Annotated in this window: 14 protein-coding genes; 12 read left to right on the forward strand and 2 right to left on the reverse strand. The window is 50.9% G+C overall.

Features of this window, described 5'->3' with window-relative positions; translation table 11 throughout:
• Window positions 1-66: 66 nt before the first annotated feature.
• The 4 genes from H70357_RS08365 to H70357_RS08380 all read left to right on the forward strand — a co-directional run bounded on the left by H70357_RS08365 (window position 67) and on the right by H70357_RS08380 (window position 4,001).
• Entirely contained in the window at window positions 67-951 is an 885-nt protein-coding gene (locus H70357_RS08365; protein ID WP_052091911.1) for a carbohydrate ABC transporter permease, read from the forward strand.
• Entirely contained in the window at window positions 951-1,787 is an 837-nt protein-coding gene (locus H70357_RS08370; protein ID WP_038587822.1) for a carbohydrate ABC transporter permease, read from the forward strand. Before H70357_RS08365 ends, H70357_RS08370 begins: the two co-directional genes overlap by 1 nt.
• A gap of 133 nt (window positions 1,788-1,920) precedes the next feature.
• Window positions 1,921-3,111: a trans-sulfuration enzyme family protein gene (locus H70357_RS08375; protein WP_052091912.1), complete on the forward strand. Its 1,191-nt coding sequence runs from the start codon at window positions 1,921-1,923 to the stop codon at window positions 3,109-3,111.
• Window positions 3,112-3,779: 668 nt separating this feature from the next.
• Window positions 3,780-4,001: a hypothetical protein gene (locus H70357_RS08380; protein ID WP_038587825.1), complete on the forward strand. Its 222-nt coding sequence runs from the start codon at window positions 3,780-3,782 to the stop codon at window positions 3,999-4,001.
• Between the two features lie 186 nt (window positions 4,002-4,187).
• Here the strand turns inward: H70357_RS08380 and H70357_RS36885 are convergent, their stop codons facing one another.
• Both H70357_RS36885 and H70357_RS08390 read right to left on the reverse strand, forming a co-directional pair.
• Window positions 4,188-4,607, reverse strand: coding sequence for a hypothetical protein (locus H70357_RS36885; RefSeq protein WP_197073668.1), 420 nt, complete (start codon window positions 4,605-4,607; stop codon window positions 4,188-4,190).
• 67 nt (window positions 4,608-4,674) lie between these two features.
• On the reverse strand, window positions 4,675-5,952 hold the full coding sequence (locus H70357_RS08390; RefSeq protein WP_052091914.1) for a helix-turn-helix domain-containing protein: 1,278 nt from the start codon (window positions 5,950-5,952) through the stop codon (window positions 4,675-4,677).
• Between the two features lie 112 nt (window positions 5,953-6,064).
• On the opposite strand from H70357_RS08390, the gene H70357_RS08395 reads away from it, so the two are divergent.
• From H70357_RS08395 to H70357_RS08430, 8 genes are all read left to right on the forward strand, one after another.
• Complete coding sequence (locus H70357_RS08395; RefSeq protein ID WP_038587829.1) at window positions 6,065-8,335, forward strand: glycoside hydrolase family 3 C-terminal domain-containing protein; 2,271 nt, start codon at window positions 6,065-6,067, stop codon at window positions 8,333-8,335.
• Between the two features lie 216 nt (window positions 8,336-8,551).
• Window positions 8,552-9,895 (forward strand): glycoside hydrolase family 30 protein, encoded by a 1,344-nt coding sequence (locus H70357_RS08400; protein WP_038587832.1) that lies wholly within the window; start codon window positions 8,552-8,554, stop codon window positions 9,893-9,895.
• 167 nt (window positions 9,896-10,062) lie between these two features.
• Complete coding sequence (locus H70357_RS08405) at window positions 10,063-11,847, forward strand: sensor histidine kinase (protein WP_052091915.1); 1,785 nt, start codon at window positions 10,063-10,065, stop codon at window positions 11,845-11,847.
• Window positions 11,840-12,925 (forward strand): response regulator transcription factor, encoded by a 1,086-nt coding sequence (locus tag H70357_RS08410; protein ID WP_038587835.1) that lies wholly within the window; start codon window positions 11,840-11,842, stop codon window positions 12,923-12,925. The genes H70357_RS08405 and H70357_RS08410 overlap by 8 nt, the downstream gene beginning before the upstream one ends.
• A 79-nt stretch (window positions 12,926-13,004) precedes the next feature.
• Window positions 13,005-14,309, forward strand: a complete 1,305-nt coding sequence (locus tag H70357_RS08415) for an ABC transporter substrate-binding protein (protein ID WP_038587839.1) — start codon at window positions 13,005-13,007, stop codon at window positions 14,307-14,309.
• Window positions 14,310-14,410: 101 nt separating this feature from the next.
• Window positions 14,411-15,295 carry a carbohydrate ABC transporter permease gene (locus tag H70357_RS08420; protein WP_038587842.1) on the forward strand — a complete coding sequence of 295 codons (885 nt, stop codon included), beginning with the start codon at window positions 14,411-14,413 and terminating at the stop codon, window positions 15,293-15,295.
• Window positions 15,292-16,119, forward strand: a complete 828-nt coding sequence (locus H70357_RS08425; protein WP_038587845.1) for a carbohydrate ABC transporter permease — start codon at window positions 15,292-15,294, stop codon at window positions 16,117-16,119. Before H70357_RS08420 ends, H70357_RS08425 begins: the two co-directional genes overlap by 4 nt.
• Window positions 16,120-16,140: 21 nt before the next feature.
• Window positions 16,141-18,153 carry a beta-galactosidase gene (locus tag H70357_RS08430; protein WP_038587848.1) on the forward strand — a complete coding sequence of 671 codons (2,013 nt, stop codon included), beginning with the start codon at window positions 16,141-16,143 and terminating at the stop codon, window positions 18,151-18,153.
• Window positions 18,154-18,183 lie beyond the last annotated feature (30 nt).

The following is an 18,183-nucleotide window of genomic DNA, read 5'->3' on the forward strand; positions in this document are numbered from 1 at the left end:
AGGGGTTGGTTCACTGACCTCTGATATGTCTTTTTGAAATTCAGAAGTGACTGGGGGTTTCTTCAATTGAAATTTATTCGTAAGAATGAACCGTATATACTGCTCTTTCCTAGTTTTTTTCTTTTATTTATTTTTCTGGCGTATCCCTTATTGAGTTCTATCTTGTATGCCTTCCAAAGCTATAAGCTGACCGCTCCTAATGATATTGGTTTTAACGGGCTTGCAAACTTTAAAGCTGTTCTTACGGATAATAACTTTCCGTTAATCATGAAAAACACTTTAATCTGGGTAGTTTTAACGGTAGGGGCGCAATTTGTACTCGGTTTAATTCTCGCTTTGGCATTGAGTCGCCCATTTCCTTTGCGTAATGTTTATCAGGCTGTCGTTTTCCTGCCATGGGCAGTGTCCTCCTTTGTCATCGGCTTGACATTCCGCTGGTTTTTTAATACAGAGTACGGGCCTGTTAATGATATTCTGTTGAAGCTTGGGATAATTCACGATAAAATTTATTTCCTGTCCGATCCTAAAATGGCGCTATACTCGGTTATTATTGCCATGGCCTGGACGGGGATTCCTTTCTTTGCAATCATGCTGCTTGCAGCGATGCAATCTATTCCGCATGAGATTTACGAAGCGGCGGAAATGGATGGAGCGGGCATAATTTCTAGGTTTTGGAATGTTACCTTTAGTTATATCAAGCAAACTATTCTGATTACATTGCTGCTAAGGACCATTTGGGTGTTTTCATCTGCCGAATTGATCTATATTATGACGACTGGCGGACCTGCAAATTCATCTAACACCTTAGCTTCCTATATGTTCATGAAGGCTTTTGCATCGCTAGACTACGGCCAAGCGGCGGCTATTGGTCTATTCTTTATGGTGTTATTACTCCTATTTGCTTTTGTTTTCCTTCGTCTCACTAAATTTGAAAAGGCAGGTAACTTATAATGTACAAAAAACAACGTACGCCTATTGTTATAGTCCGTTTTGTTGTTTTGTCGGGTTATCTGCTGATGGTATTAGCGCCATTCTATTGGCTATTCATCACATCGTTAAAACCCAAATTAGATATCCTTACAACAGATATTCAGTATTGGCCTAAACACATTACATTTGACAATTACATCTATCTTTTCGAAACCTCTAATTTTGCTGTATTTTTTAAGAACAGTATTATTCTTTCATTAGCTACCGGATTCTTTGGCACCTCTCTGGCTGTACTTGGTGGTTATGCGATGGCAAGGTTCAAATTCAGAGGGCATAATCTTGTCATTTATGGGTTGCTGTTAACACAATTGATTCCCGGAGTACTTGTTTTGGTACCGACGATTATTATGTATTCCAAGCTTGGGTTAACAAACACAATGGGTGGACTCATCCTTTTCTACACAGTGGGAACGATTCCGTTTAGCTTGATCCTGATGCGGAGCTTCTTCGATCGAATTCCGATGGATCTTGAAGAAGCTGCATTGATTGACGGTTGCAACAAAATGCAGTCACTGTTCAAAATCATTCTGCCTCTAATGGTACCTGGTGTAATTGCAACCTTCATATTTGCCTTTATTGGAGCGTGGAACGATCTGCTTGGAGCAGTTATGCTTATTAGCAGCGACAGTTTAAAAACAATTCCAGTAGGATTGAACATGTTTATACACAACTATGATATTGATTGGGGTGTCATGACGGCTGGAGGCATAGCAGCAACCGTTCCATCGTTGATTATGTTTGCCTTTATGCAGCGATTTGTTGTTAACGGACTGACGGATGGGGCTGTAAAAGGGTAGAAACCCTATGAAGAGATAGTCTGTCCATTAAGTAGAATACAGCGTTTTGTTGTAGATGGATTGACAGATGGAGCCGTTAAAGGAGAACACTCGATAAGTTTGAATAGATAGAGGTAGAGGGTGGAGAGGTCAGATGAGCAAGTTATTAGGGAAGGAAACCAAGGACGCAGGTATGCAGACCATTCTTGCCCATTATGGGGATGAAACGTTTCTAGGAGCGGTTGTTCCACCCGTATTTATTAATACACTATTTACATTTGATTCGTATGAGGCATTCCAAAAGTCGCAATGGCTGGAAGAGACTTATTATTATTCAAGGATTTCTAATCCTACTCAGCAGATAGCAGAGAAGAAGCTAGCGGCGTTGGAAAAGGGAGAGGCGGCCAAGCTATTCACTTCGGGAATGGCAGCGATCTCCTCTACGTTGCTTCACTGCTTGAGCCAAGGCGACCATGTGGTCTGCAGCTATCCGATATACGGTGGCACACATCAGCTGCTTCAAAGTTACTTGCCTAAGTTTGGTATTACTGCTGATTTCGTGGATTTCAGACAATTAGACCAGGTACAAGCAGCGATTAAGCCGAATACGAAAATACTGTATTGTGAAGGGTTTTCAACCTTTTACATGGATGTGTTCGATATTCCGGCTGTCGTACAAATCGCCAAGGAACATCAATTACTAACCGTAATGGATAACACTTGTGCAACACCAGCAACTATGCGCCCCATTGAATGGGGCATTGACATCGTGATCCATTCCGCTTCCAAATATTTGTCAGGTCACAGTGATGTGACTGCTGGAGTAGTAATTGCATCGCAAGAGCGGATCGACGCGATAGCGAACAATGAAATTGTATTGCTTGGGGCTACACTAGCACCGTTGGAGGCGTGGCTGGTTACTCGTGGACTGAAGACATTCGGATTACGTATGAAGCAGCATGCTGAGTCCGCGAAGCAAATTGCGCTTATGCTTAGCCAGCACCCTCAAGTCAGCAGAGTTAATCTTCCTTTGCTGGAGCAGCATGAGCAGCATGAGCTTGCGGTACGACAGTTTAGCGGGAATACAGGTTTGTTCAGCTTTGAGATGCATGGCGGTCCTTGTGCTGTAGCAAAGCTAATGAACAATCTGAGGCTATTTCAAATCGGCGTGAGCTGGGGAGGCTTTGAAAGCCTGATTTATTCCCCAGGTCTAGCCATTAATCCCGAACAGAAATCTCGCACCGAGCATGAAACACGATTAGAGCACACCGTTAGGTTATCTGTTGGGCTCGAGGATATCGATGATTTAATGGAAGACTTTAATCAGGCATTAGCTAGCCTATAAAGCAAGTTACGTTAGGCAAGTAAACTGCTAGGAGAGTAGCTAAATGACTCAATCCTAATCCTGGCATATAAAGAAGGTATAGCATCGCTAAACCTAAGGTACCTCCTCCTCAACGCGGATGAGCAACTGCGCGTAAAAATCGCGCGGGGCGGAAAGCGGTGGTTCTTTCCGTCATTTATAGCCGCAGAAGCGCTTGTCGATTTCTGAGTTAATCCCGGTTAGACCTGCCTTCACAGAACTCAGGAGAGCGAAGTCCAGAGGGAGAAACGTATGCCCGTCCGACCAGCCCAAGGTTAGCATACGAAACCCTTTAGAGTAAGCCCCAGTTGCATGATCCTTATTATAATAAATTCAGAAGAGCTGCATTTGCGCAGCTCTTTTGTTGTTTATGAGGCATTCCAGGATTGAGTCGTGTGCTTTATAGAGGATTTGAAGAAATACATACTTTTTTAGCACGTTCTTCGAACGATTTACGTGCTTAAAGAGTGTAGGATCATATTGTAAGAAAATTGGATAGGGAGGTAGGGCATCATTGCATATTGTACTTTTAGGTATCAAACCTGAACTTAGTGATCCGCGTTGACACTGGCTTCTTATATCTTAAACCCACAGCCTCACCGCTTGTGGAGCGGGAGACGAGCTGGTATATTCCCGATTGGGTAGATGACATGATTCATAAAGTCGATGATATGATTCAATCGTTCAAAGACCTCATGTCCGGAAAGCTGATCAAAGATGCCATTGAAGGTTTAGTTGTTCTGTTGGTGGACGAGCTCATGTCACCGCTCTATGATGCCTTTGCCAAGAGCTACTTGTTTACTCCGCAGATTGCCGAAATCGATAAGGTTCGTTTTTTAGAAATATGGAGTGCAAAGAGTTTAGGTGGTTGAACAAACTTTTTCGACCAAATTTTGACCCTATCTGTAACTGAACTAATCGGAATTCATTGTTTAAGAATTTCAGAGAGCATGGGGCCTGTTGCTGCAGGAGATCTAAATTGGCTGTATTTAAAAAGAACCCACAGTTCAAAAACGCCTGTGAGTTCTCTTTGCACACTATATAAGTTGGAGGCAAGCTTAATCGCCCCCACCACCACCGCCGCCCCCACCGCCGGAATCGCCACCGCTGCTATGGCCGCCACCATCCCAGCCTCCGCCGTGACTATGACCGCCGCCATCCCAGCCGCCATGCCCGCCATGATGACTGTCCCAGCTGCTGCCGCCATGACTATGACCGTGATGACCGCCGTTCCCGCTGTTTCCGTCATGGTGATTGCGGGTGTGATTGTTGTTGTCGTTATCGCCCGTAAAGAGATTTGGATCCGCGCCGGGGAAGAAATAATTGTCAGCCGAATTATTTCGGTTCCGCAGCCGGTTGCTGCCGCCGTGTTTCCTGCCGTTATCACGGATAACCGCCTGGACGACGATAAACACTAACACACCAATAAAAACAATGCCGATGCCCAAAGTAATCGCTCCTTCAAGGTTTCTTACCAAGATTGTACCATATTATTGCAGCTCTGCACCTTAATTGCACAGGAGAATGACACATCTAGTAGATAATTCAGCGGTCATGCCGGAACTGCCTGGGTGTTACTCCGGTATATTTCTTAAAGACTTTCGTGAAATAGCTCTGGTCGTTGAAATGAAGCCGGGTGGCGATATCCGACAACGTGACCCCGGGCAGCTCGATCAGCCGCTTGGCCTCCTCAATCCGCTCCCGCTGGATATAATCGCTGACAGAAATTCCATTCTCCTTCTTGAACAGCTGAGAGAGATAGCTGGCATTCAGCCCGGCCACCTCAGCCAATTTGCTCAAAGTAAGCTCCTCGTACATGTGGTTGAAAATATAGTTCTGGCATAGTGCAGAAGTGCGGGACAGCTTTGATCGGCGGTTGTCGCGCACATGATCGGCGAAATCGCACAGAGCCGCGAGCTGGGCTTTGTCAACGGCGGGAATATCCTTCAGTTCTTCGATATGCTGAATGTGGAAGTCGCTCAGCGTATAGGCGATTTCCCAGAACAGGCCCCCGTCGATCGCGGCCCGGGTTGCCAGTGTGATGGAGGAGATGGCCAGATTTTTTTTGCTGCGCAGCTGGCTTTTCTTGGAGAGCCGCCCGAAGCTTTCCTCGGAGAAGGAGGCTTGGGACCGCAGGAGTCCTGCTTTGTCTCCGATTACGATATGGCGGAACATCTCCCGTTCGAGCATCGGCTCATGATGCAGCCAGGTGTTCTCGCGCCGGTAGGAGTGATCGAGATCCGAACGGCTTTCCGTATGCTGCACAGGCTCATGATGAGTAGAGGCAAGCAGCAGCTCCGTGACCGAAAGGGCTTGTCCGTTGACCAGTGAGTACAGCAGCAGGGCGGCATGGTACCATCTCATCCGGCTCAGCACCGGCAGGCCGCGGTAATACTGAAGCCACTCTTCCACATGGCCAAGCGGGAGGTTGTGGTCATTCATCAGGCTGGCTACAGTAGTCTCGGTCATTGAAGCGGCCAGTGAAGGGCCGAGTATTATCGTTCCGCCAGTCCCAAGCTCTGCAGGCAGCTTAAGCATAATGAAATTTTCCAGAAAACCGGTAGTGTGCAGATACGGCAAAAAGGAAGTCCCCCCGGTGTTTCGGGGAAGGTTGTTTTCAAGTCCAGAGACGAACTCCGCAATTTCGGCCAGCATCCCGGCGTGGGTGGGCGCAGCCGGCCGTTCTTCCATAGAAGGAGGGAGCGCCAGTTGAAGGTTGCCTGCACTGTCCAGCCAGCAGACCGGAATCTGGTAAGCTTCGTAGATTAATTTGCAGATGTATTGTAATCCTTCTGTTTCCTCCAGGTAGTCTAACATCTTCATCCATCGACCTCCCGATCCAATGAAAATACCAATAATACAATAGTAATACCATAAATGCAGGTTGAAGTATATTAGAATGGGAGTAGAAAAACCTATTTCGAGGAGGCATATGATGACAACTCACATTTCAAACCTCATTTCGCAAATGACACTGGAAGAAAAGGCCGGACTTTGCTCCGGGCTGGATTTTTGGCACACGAAAGGCATCGGGCGGCTGGGCATTCCCTCTTTGATGCTAACCGACGGTCCCCATGGACTGCGGAAGCAACAAGGGAGCGCCGACCATCTCGGACTCCATAATAGTGTACCGGCAACCTGTTTTCCATCCGCAGCCGGGCTTGCATCTTCCTGGGACCGTGAGCTGATTCATGAGGTCGGCAAGGCGCTCGGCGAGGAATGTCAGGCGGAGGATGTAGCGGTCCTGCTTGGACCGGGAACCAATATTAAACGTTCCCCGCTGAACGGGCGGAACTTCGAATACTTCTCGGAAGATCCTTATCTATCATCGGAAATGGGCGCCAGCCACATCCAAGGGGTGCAAAGCCAGGGCGTGGGCACCTCGCTGAAGCATTTTGCCGCCAACAACCAGGAACACCGCAGAATGTCTACAAATGCCATCATTGATGAGCGGACGCTGCGGGAAATTTACCTGGCCAGCTTCGAAGGCGCAGTGACACAAAGCCAGCCCTGGAGTGTAATGTGCTCTTATAATCAGCTGAATGGTGAATACGCTTCCGAAAGTGAAACACTGCTGACGAAGGTGCTTAGAGAGGAATGGGGCTTTGAGGGCTTCGTCGTGTCCGACTGGGGAGCGGTCAATGAACGGGTGAAGGCGCTGCAGGCCGGGCTTGAGCTGGAGATGCCGTCAAGCGGAGGCATTGGTGATGCCAAAATCGTGGCCGCAGTAAACAGCGGGGAGCTGTCCATGGAAACGCTGGATAAAGCTGTGGAGCGGCTGCTGTCCTTTATTTTCAAAAGAGTGGAGAAACGCAAGGAGAATGCAACGTTCGATCTGGAGCAGCATCATGCGCTGGCACGAAAGGTGGCCCGGGAAAGTATGGTGCTGCTGAGAAACGAAGATAATATTCTGCCGCTTGCCAAGACCGGAACGCTTGCCATTATCGGCGAATTCGCCAAAAAGCCGCGTTACCAGGGCGGAGGCAGCTCGCATGTCAATCCGACGAAGCTGGATGATGCTTTTGCCGAAATGCAGGCGGTGGCGGGCGATTCCGCAAGCTTCCTGTATGCACAGGGCTATGACTTGAACAGCAATGAAATCAACAGTGAGCTGCTGAAGGAAGCACAGGAAACAGCACAAGGCGCAGATGCTGCGGTGTTGTTCCTTGGACTGCCTGACAGCTATGAATCGGAGGGGTATGACCGCAGCCATCTGTCGCTGCCTGAGAGCCATAAGGCGCTGATCAAGGCGGTGGCTGAAGTTCAAGACCAAATTATCGTGGTGCTGAGCAACGGCTCCCCGATTGAGATGCCTTGGCTGAATCATACGAAGGCCGTTCTGGAAGGTTATCTGGGCGGGCAGGCTTTTGGCGGCGCGATTGCCGATCTGCTCTTTGGTGAAGTAAGCCCAAGCGGCAAACTGGCCGAGACCTTCCCGCAGAAGCTGAGTGACAATCCCTCCTTCCTCAATTTCCCCGGTGAAGGCGATACGGTGGAATATAAGGAAGGCCTGTTCGTCGGCTACCGCTATTATGATAAAAAAGAAATCGAGCCGCTGTTCCCGTTCGGCTTTGGACTCAGCTATACGCAATTCGAGTACAGCGGTCTGAAACTGGACAAGAGCAGTATCAGGGATACAGATGCTGTTCAGGTGACGGTGAATGTCAAAAATACCGGCAGCCGGACAGGCAAAGAGGTGGTCCAGCTCTACGTCAGTGACGAGGAGAGCAGTGTCATCCGACCGCTGCAGGAGCTTAAAGGCTTTCAGAAGCTGGAGCTGCAGCCGGGGGAGCAGCGTGAAGTCTCCTTTACTCTGAATAAGCGTGCTTTTGCCTATTACAACGTGAAGCTGGCGGACTGGCATGTGGAAAGCGGAACGTTCAACATTGCCGTAGGCTCTTCATCGCGGGATATCCGGCTCTCCGCTCCACTTACGGTAACTTCGACAACGAAGATTGCGGTAAGTTTCCACCGCAACACCACGGTAGGCGATTTGCTGGAAAATCCGTTGACTGCGGAAAAAGCAAAGAATTACAGCGGTATCTTTGGCCTGGAAGATGCGATGGATGATAATCCGGAAATGTTCCTTGCCATGATGAAATATATGCCGCTGCGTGCGATGATCGGTTTTGGCCAAGGGAAATATACCGAGGCCGATTTGGCCGAAGATTTGCGGGAATTGAACGCGCTGGTTGCAGAGCAATAATCGCCGTCTGCCGAACCACTGGCAGGAAGACATAACCTGTTAGGAATAGAAAGGCAGCGTCCCGTTATGAGGCCGCTGCCTTTTGGCAGGTTAAAATAATCCAATCCGTGATTGCCGGATTATCCAATTCCATTATGAATGACACGGGATATAATGAAAGCGCAAACATTAAAATCAAATACAGCTCCAAACTACACCTATGGAGGAACTTATAATATGGCTGATACAATTCAGAAATGGTTTGCCAGCACGGAAAAAGCACCTTGGATAGCCCAAAACATCCCTGGTCCAGAACAAGCCGGGACGGCCGCTAATCTGACCGTTACCGCAGAGACGTTCCAGACGCTGGAAGGCTTCGGCGGCTGCTTTAACGAATTGGGCTTTGTGGCGCTGGGCCATCTGCCGGAGGAAGAACGGGCGGGGCTGATGCATGAGCTGTTCCATCCCGAAGGGGAGCAGCGGTTCAGCATCTGCCGCTTGCCGATTGGAGCCAGCGACTATGCGCTGGAATGGTACAGCCTGAACGAGAATGACGGGGACTACGCCATGGAGCATTTCTCCATCGAGCGTGACCGGCAGATGCTGATTCCCTACATCAAGGAAGCCCTGCAGCTGAACCCGGACCTCAAGCTGTTCGCGTCCCCCTGGAGCCCGCCGACATGGATGAAGTTCCCCAAAGCGTATAACTATGGAACACTACGCTGGGAGCCGCAAGTTCTTGAAGCATACGCCCTTTACTTCGTGAAGTTCGTGGAAGCCTACCGTGCAGAAGGTATAACGATTCATCAGGTGCATGTGCAGAATGAGGTGGTTGCCGACCAGAAGTTTCCTTCCTGCGTCTGGACCGGGGAGCAGCTGAGGATCTTCATCCGCGACTACCTTGGCCCGGCATTCGAGAAGCATGGGCTGGAGACGGAAATTTGGCTGGGGACGATCAATGCCCCGGAGCCTTGGGATGAGTGGCTTAAAGCTAAATCAAGCGATCATGATGCCTTCGCCGGGGTGGTGCTCGGGGATCCCGAAGCCTATAAATATATCAAGGGTGTAGGTTATCAATGGGCCGGCAAACATGCCATCCAACGTACCGTGCAGAGCTACCCGGAGCTGCGGTATATGCAGACCGAAAATGAATGCGGCGATGGCAAAAACACGTGGTTTTATGCGAGATATGTATTTAACCTGTACCAGCATTATTTCATGAACGGTGTGAACGCTTATATCTATTGGAACATGGTGCTTGAACCCAAGGGAAGGAGCACTTGGGGCTGGGAGCAGAATTCCCTGCTGACCATTGACCCCGGCCAAAGACAAGCGACCGTGAATCCGGAGTATTACGTGATGAAGCATTTCTCCCGTTTTGCCGTCCCTGGTTCAGTAAGAGTAGGACTTAAAGGTCCGTGGAGCGGCCATGCCATTGCTTTCCGGACACCGCTGGGCGGAATCACGCTCGTTCTGGCCAATCCATTCAAGGAACGGCGGATGCTGCACTTGCATAGTGGTTCCTCCTCGTACTCCCTGGAGCTTGAACCGGAATCCTTCCATACGTTTGTCCTTAGTTAACGGGGCATTCTCCTTAAACTAACGTCCATTCTTCGCGGGACGTTAGTTTTTTGTTAAGATAAAATAATTTAAAGCATACAACACTTAACATGAATTGTTGAACCCAAGAAAATTCCATTCTGACTTGGGCAAACTATGGCAAGTGAAACTTGGAGGTTGGTGCAGCAATGAGGGTTCCCGGTTGGATCATGAAACTTACTGAGCCTTTCCGCCGCAGTATCCGCAATAAGCTTATTCTGACTATGATTATCCTCGCTGTTGTGCCAATTGTGACGATCACAGCACTGGCAGCCGAGAACAGCCGCCGTTCAATGGAGGCCGAGGTCATCAGCACGAATCTTTCCAATATGAAATGGACCGGTGTCTATCTGGGTGACCAGTTCGCCCAGCTTAATAATCTGATCTATACCGTGCTGATCAGCCCCCACCTGAGCGAATACCTCGCGAATGTAGAGGAGTCCAGCCTGTCCAGCCAATTTGCCGCACAGCGGAACATTATTGATACGCTGACGAATCTGTTCTACTCTGCGGGCAATCATGTGGTGGGGGTGGAACTGTATCTGAAAGAATATAACAAGCTGTTTACTATCAACGCCTCGCAGAGTGACATTGCCTCAACAGCCGGAATTCCTGCTCCGTATAAGCTGCTTTTTGAGCAAAATAAGGATTTCACAATAGCTGTTGGCGGCAACGACAACGGGAAATTCCAGCTGATCCGCAGCATTAACCGGTTTGAGAACCAGGAGAAGCTCGGAGGCATCTCCTTGGAGATCCGCTGGGGTGTACTGGATCAGACGCTAAATCTATTAGGCCGGGGCAACGATCATACGGTATTTATCGCTAGTAGCGACGGCAAGGTGCTGTACCAGCCCTGGGGAGTGACTCCTTCGGAAGCCATTCTGGACCGGGTTGCTGGCACCGGTGAGGCACAGGGTTATTTCCGCGGTGACCAGGCGTATGTGTTCTACAATACGATTGATCCAGTGGGTCTCAAGCTGGTTACCGTTATTCCGAACAGCTTTATTAACCAGAGTGCGCTGGCGACCATGAACTTCGGATTGATAGTAGGCGCCATTACCGTGGTCGTGGCGATATTGCTCGCCGTCATTCTGGCCTGGAGGCTGGCGACGCCAATCGTCAGCCTGGCCCGGTCCATCCAGGGCTTCGGCTTAATGAAGGAGCGTGAAGTGCGGCTAAGCAACCGGGTCGATGAAATTGGCCTTCTGGAGACGAAGCTGTACCAGATGTCGTACCGCATCCGCGAGCATATCCGGACGGAATATGTCATCGGCCTGGAGAAAAAGAGTGCCGAGCTTAAAGCACTGCAGGCGCAGATTAATCCGCATTTCCTGCAGAACACCTTGCAGATGATCGGCAGCATGCTGTTCAAGAACAGCCCGGCGGAAAGCTACGGGGTGCTGAGATCGCTCAGCGACATGTTCCGCTACATCATCCGCGAGCCGGAGGACTTGGCTCCGTTGCGGGCGGAGCTGAACCATCTGAACAATTATATGCAGATCCAGCAGCAGCGTTTCGCGGCCCGGCTCAGCTATGCGATTGAAGTGGATGAGCAGGCGACGGACAGTCTGATTCCGAAGCTGAGCCTGCAGCCGATTGTCGAGAATGCTTTTTTTCATGGGCTGGAACAGCAGTCGGGCCCCTGGGTGCTTGAGGTCAAGGTAACTTGTGAAGGGGAGGACACGGTCATTACCATCTGCGACAACGGGATCGGGCTGCAGCCGGATAAGCTGGCGGAGCTGCGGGGAAGACTGGAGCGGCGCAGCGGCGATTTATGGACGCATGGGGAGCGGATTGGCCTAAGCAATGTTGCTTCACGGATTCAGATGCATTTTGGCGGGAAATATGGGATTGGTCTAGATAGCATTCAGGGGCAAGGCACAAAGGTGACTGTAACAATACCACTGGAAAGGGACGGTGCAAACCATGCTTAAAGTGCTGCTGGTGGATGATGAAAGCTGGAACCGTGACATTGTGCGGACGTTTGGCTTATGGGATGAACTGGGCATGGAGATTGCCGGAGAAGCAGAAGACGGGAGCGAGGCGCTGCGCCTGGCCGGTGAGCTGTCCCCGCAGATTGTTATCACCGATATGCGGATGCCTGGTGCGGACGGTGTCAAGCTGATGAATCAGCTTCATGAGTGTTATCCAGAGATTAAAGTGATTGTTGTGAGCGGCTACGACGATTTCAAATATGCCCAGAATGCCATCCGCTACGGTGCGGTGGATTATTTGCTGAAGCCGATTGATCCGGGGGAACTGAATGCCGTGCTGCGCAAATGCCGGAAGGAGCTGGAGGAGAGCTCCCGTGCCCGGGAACCGTATGCCCTCGATATTGAGGTATCCTTCTCGCTGTCCTCCTACAAGCAGCTGATGAGGGTGCATTTCAATGAGCTGAATCCCGAAGGGGTCAATGCTGTTCTTGAAGGCATAGAGAAGGAACTGGTGCAGGGAGACTCTGGCAGACCGGGAATGCTGCGGCAGGCGGCAAGTGAAATGCTGCTGCTGCTGAAGGAGCTTATGCGGAGTAACGCACTGGAGGAGGATGTCCTGAAGGCGGAGATCCCCCGTGAGGTTTTGATGTCCGGGAGCAGCACCGCAGCGTATCTGAAACAGCTCTACGGGACAAGTCTGGAACAGCTGATCGGACAGCGCAAGTTCAAGAATAAGCTGAATCTGGATGAGGTCCGGCAGTATATCAATGCCCACTTTGCCGAAGCGGTAACGCTGGAAGGGCTGGCCAGAGCTTTTTTCGTCAGCAAGGAATATTTGAGCAAGGTGTTCAAGCTGGAGTATGGCTGCAATGTTACGGATTATATCCTGCAGCTGCGGATGGAGAAGGCGAAGGAATGGCTGGCTGAGGAGAGCATTCCGATCAAGACGGTGGCAGAGCTGGCCGGATATGAGGATGTCGGCTATTTCTACAGAGTGTTCAAGAAGCATTACGGCGTTGCCCCCGGTGAAATGCGCAAGCAAGCAGCCGGTTTAAAAATGTCCAATCCGAAAGGGTAATTCCGTCCAATTAACCGCTTTCATAATAAAGATACAATGAAAGCGTAAACAAAACATAGACATTGGGAGGTCTTACAACATGAACAAGATGACCAAAGGTGTACTCTGTACATTCCTCACCGCCACACTGCTGGCCGGCTGCGGCAGCAATAACGGTACAAACAACAGCAATGCTGCGGAAGAAGGAAATACAGGCAGCGGTACAGCCAAAAGCGTTACCCTGAAGATGTTCATCGCGCAGCCGCGCTTTAAGGAACAATATGATAATTATATTGCCGAGTTCGTGAAGAAAGAGAAAGCGGACAAAAATATCGATGTTTCCGTACAGCTCGAAATGCCGACGGCGGACAATGCCTCGCAAATTCTGAAGACGCGCCTGGCCTCCAATGATGCACCGGATATATTCGCTATCCATGCTGTGAACGAAATTCCATCCTATTACAAGGCCGGGTACCTGGAAGACCTGACAGATCAGCCCTTCGTCGGCAAGCTGCTGGACAGCGTGAAGCCCTCTGTAACCACTACGGACGGCAAGGTTGTGGCGCTGCCGCTGGAAACCCTGTCCTGGGGCTACCTGTATAACAAGACCATATTTGCCGAGAATGGCCTGACCCCGCCGACAACGCTGACAGAGATGAAGGCCGTCACTGAGAAGCTGAAGGCGAAGAATGTGACGCCGTTCGTGCTCTCTTATAAAGAATCATGGATTCCGCAGCTGGTGCTTCCGCTGGCTGTAGGGGGGATGATGAAAACTGCGGACCCTGAATTCGTGAACAAGATGAATAAGGATGAGGGCTCCTTTACCGAGATGAAATCCGCGATCTTTGATGTGTTCGATCTCATCAACGCAAACGGCACGGCGAAGGCCACCGAAGTCGGCGGCGATGACGGTGCGGCGGCATTTGCCGCTGGCAAGGGAGCTATGTGGCTGATGGGACCGTGGTATGCGGAAACCATTCTGAAGTCGAACCCGGATCTGGATTTCGGTGTTGCTCCGCTGCCGATCAGCGACAATGCGGATGCGACCCTGATCAATCTCAGCGCCTCGACTTCGCTCGCGGTATCCCCGACCAGCAAGAACAAGGAGGTTGCGCTTGATTTCCTGAATTATGTGCTGGATGATCAAGCCTCCAACGGCCTATTCCAGGCAATGAAATTCAATCCGGTGTCCACGGTGCACACCTATGAGAGCTATCCTTGGATCACCGAAGCGACCACCTATGTCAAAGCTGGCAAGTCGGTGCAGGACCCGGCGATTCCGCAATCCGTCAAGGATGAGGTGGGCAAAGGACTGCAGGCTTATTATGCCGGACAAATGAGCCAGGATGATGTGCTCAAGGCGCTCGACAAAGCCTGGAAATCCTACAACAAGGTAAATAAATAAGCAACAGCTTTACAGTCCGGGATGGAAGAAACCGGGGGCGCTGGCCCTCCTTCCTCCATCCCGTTTGCTTTGCACACCACAGAGGGAGAGGGGCGGATACTATGCCGGTCAAGCGCTATAAAAGTGTTGTTTCGCTGCTTGCTTTCGTTGCACCCGCATTTATCATTTATTCATTGTTTCTGCTGATTCCGACCATCGGCGGCATGTACTACAGCTTCACGGACTGGAACGGGCTGAACCGCAATTATTCTTTTATCGGCCTCGGCAATTTCATTGAAGCGCTGCGCGAGGACCCGGATTTCGTACACGCCTTGCTCTTTACGTTGAAATACGTGCTGTTCATGATCGTATTGCAAAATGTATTCGCACTTGTGCTCGCCGTGTTCATTGAGACAAAAACAAGAACCAAAGGTTTTTTCCGGACGATCTTCTTCATGCCAAATATGATCAGCACCATCATCAGCGCTTTTATGTGGACCTTCGTGTTCTCCCAAGTGCTGCCGCAGCTTGCCGAGAAGACGGCAGCGTCCTTCCTGGACCAGCTGTGGATCGGAGATCCCAGCGTTTCCTTCTATTCGATCATTATCGTATCGCTGTGGAATGGCGTCGGCTATATGATGATTATATATTTGGCCGCCCTGCAGGGGGTGCCGCAAAGCCTGAAGGAAGCTGCCGTCATTGACGGGGCCAGCCCGTTCCAGACCTTCCGCAAGGTGACGATGCCGATGATTACGCATGCGGTTACGATCTGTTTTTTCCTTACGCTGAACGGGGCATTCAAGGTATTTGAGGTGGTATACGGGCTTACCGGCGGCGGTCCGGGACGCAGTACACAGGTCATTACGATGAATATCTACGAAGAGGCGTTCTCCAACAACTTCCGTTACGGGTATGCCAGCGCCAAATCGGTGATTCTGTTCGTAATTATCCTGCTCTTCACCTTTATCCAGATCGGTGTCATGAAGAGAAAAGAGGTGGAAGCATGAGACTGAGAAAGGGAGCCAACCTATTCATCACGCTGTTTCTCTGCATCGGTGCTGTCCTGTCCTTTTTCCCGATTTATCTGGCGATTATCAATTCCGTGAAAACCCAAGGCGAGATGTTCGCTTCCTTCACGGCGCTGCCAACCAAGCTTCACTTTGAGAACTACAGCCAGGCTTTTAGCAAAATCAACCTGCTGAGCAGCACCCTGAACTCGGTTATTGTCTCGGTCATCGGTATTGGAGGCATCATTTTCTGCGCTGCCCTGGCCGGTTACAAGCTGTCCCGGACCTCCGGCAGACTTAGCGCGGCGATCTTCTCGCTATTCATTGCTTCCATGCTGGTACCGTTTCATTCGATTATGATTCCGCTTACACGGATGGCTAAAGCACTGCATGTCAGCGGCAGCACCTACGGCCTTGCTGTGATCTACATTGGTCTTGGAGTGAACATGGCGATCTTCCTGTACCACGGCTTTGTGAAGTCGATCCCCCGCGAGCTGGAGGAAGCGGCACGGATTGACGGCTGCGGTGAGTTCCAGACCTTCTTCCGCATCATCTTTCCACTCTTGCTGCCGATTACGGTAACCATTGCGATTCTGGACTTCCTGTGGATCTGGAATGACTTCCTGCTGCCGCTGCTGATGCTCACCGACTCTACCAAATATACGCTGATTCTATCGACCAACACACTGTTCGGAGAGTACAATAAGGAGTGGTCGCTGATTCTGGCGGCGCTGGTGCTGACTGCACTTCCTGTGATCGTTATCTATGGATTTTTCCAAAAGTTTATTATGCAGGGCATTGCCGAAGGGGCAATAAAAGGCTAAAGCGAGAGGAGCAACAGAGTAATGAATCAACTACGTTACGGCGTCGCCTACTACGATGAATATATGCCTTATGAGAGGCTGAATGAGGATATTGCTATGATGCTGGAGGCCGGGATCAATACCGTCCGCATCGCCGAATCGACCTGGAGCACGCATGAGCCGCAGAACGGGATATTCGACTTCACTTCCGTCGACCGGGTGCTGGATGCGATGCATGCCGCTGGAATCTCCGTGATTGTCGGGACCCCAACCTATGCCGTTCCCACATGGCTGGTCAAAGAGCATCCCGGAGTGCTGGCTGTAACGGCGGACGGTCCCGGCCGGTATGGCGCACGGCAGATCATGGATATAACGAACCCGGTCTACCTGTTCCATGCGGAGCGGATCATCCGCAAGCTGATCGGCAGGGTCAGCAAGCATCCGGCGGTCATTGGCTACCAGACGGACAACGAGACGAAGCACTACGGGACAGCCGGAGAGAATGTGCAGCTGCTGTTTGTTAAGCATATGCGGCAGAAGTATGGAACACTGGATGAGATCAATGACCGGTTCGGGCTGGATTACTGGAGCAACCGGATTAACAGCTGGGAGGACTTTCCGTCCGCTGTCGGTACGATCAACGGCAGCCTGGGTGCGGAATTCGCCCGTTTCCAGCGCGGTCTGGTGACGGCGTTTCTTGCCTGGCAGGTGTCGCTGGTGAACGAATACAAGCAGCCGGGACAATTCGTCACACAGAATTTTGATTTTGAATGGCGTGGCTATTCGTATGGCGTACAGCCATCCGTGGATCATTTTGCTGCGGCTGAAGCCTTCGATATCGCCGGAGTGGATATTTACCATCCTTCGCAGCATGAGCTGACCGGAACGGAAATCTCCTTCGGAGGGGATATCGCCCGTTCCCTGAAGCGCAGCAATTATCTTGTATTGGAGACACAGGCCCAGGCGTTTCCCCACTGGACACCCTATCCGGGCCAGCTGCGGCTCCAGGCCTTCAGCCATCTCGCCTCCGGGGCAAATATGGTGGCTTACTGGCATTGGCATTCCATTCATAATTCGTTTGAGACCTACTGGAAGGGGCTGCTCAGCCACGACTTTAAGCCGAATCCGGTATACAACGAGGCCAAGACTATCGGCCGGGATTTTGCCCGCTTAAGTCAGGCGCTGGTGGACCTGCGCAAGGATAACAAGGTCGCGGTAATGGTCAGCAATGAAGCCCTGACTGCGATGGAATGGTTCAAGCTGCCGGATGGCAGGAACTACAATGATGTGGTTCGCTGGCTTTATGATGAGCTGTACCAGATGAATATCGAATGCGACTTCATTCAGCCCGGCTGTACCGGGCTTTCGGGATATAGTCTCATCATTGTTCCCGCACTTTATGCCGTTCCGGATGAAGCACTGCTGCGCTTAAATGAATATGTGCGCGAGGGAGGCCACGCCGTCTATTCCTTCAAATCCGGCTTTGCGGATGAAGATCTCAAAGTGCGCACGGCAGAGCAGCCGGGGATCATCAGCGAGGCCTGCGGAATCAGCTACAGCATGTTTGTGACTCCGCATGAGGTGACACTGCGCAGCGAAGCTCTGGATACCGGTGCGGCAGATCCTGCGGTGAATACATGGATGGAGCTGATTACACCGGATACGGCAGAAGTGCTGCTCCGCTATGACCATCCCCATTGGGGCGAATATGCGGCCGTCACCCGCAACAGGTTCGGAAACGGTACGGCAACCTATATCGGCTGCATGACAAGCAGCGGGCTGGCGGGCAGCATCCTGAAATCCGCTGCGCAGGAGGCCGGATTATGGGGGCCCGATCAGGAGCTGGCTTTTCCGCTGATTGTGAAGACTGGAGTGAACCGGCAGCAGCAGAGGGTACGCTATTATTTTAATTACAGCGATGAGCCGGTGTCTATGGTGTACCGGCATGGCGCGGCGGCAGAGCTGTTGTCCGGAAGAGAGGTTCAGCCTGAGGAAAAACTTGAGCTTGAGCCTTGGGGTGTGCGCATCCTGCTGGAGCATTCAAGCGGACAATGAGACCGGAAGCAGCGCCGGGAATAATAGAGG

Source organism: Paenibacillus sp. FSL H7-0357 (genome assembly GCF_000758525.1).
Classification (GTDB): domain Bacteria; phylum Bacillota; class Bacilli; order Paenibacillales; family Paenibacillaceae; genus Paenibacillus_AQ.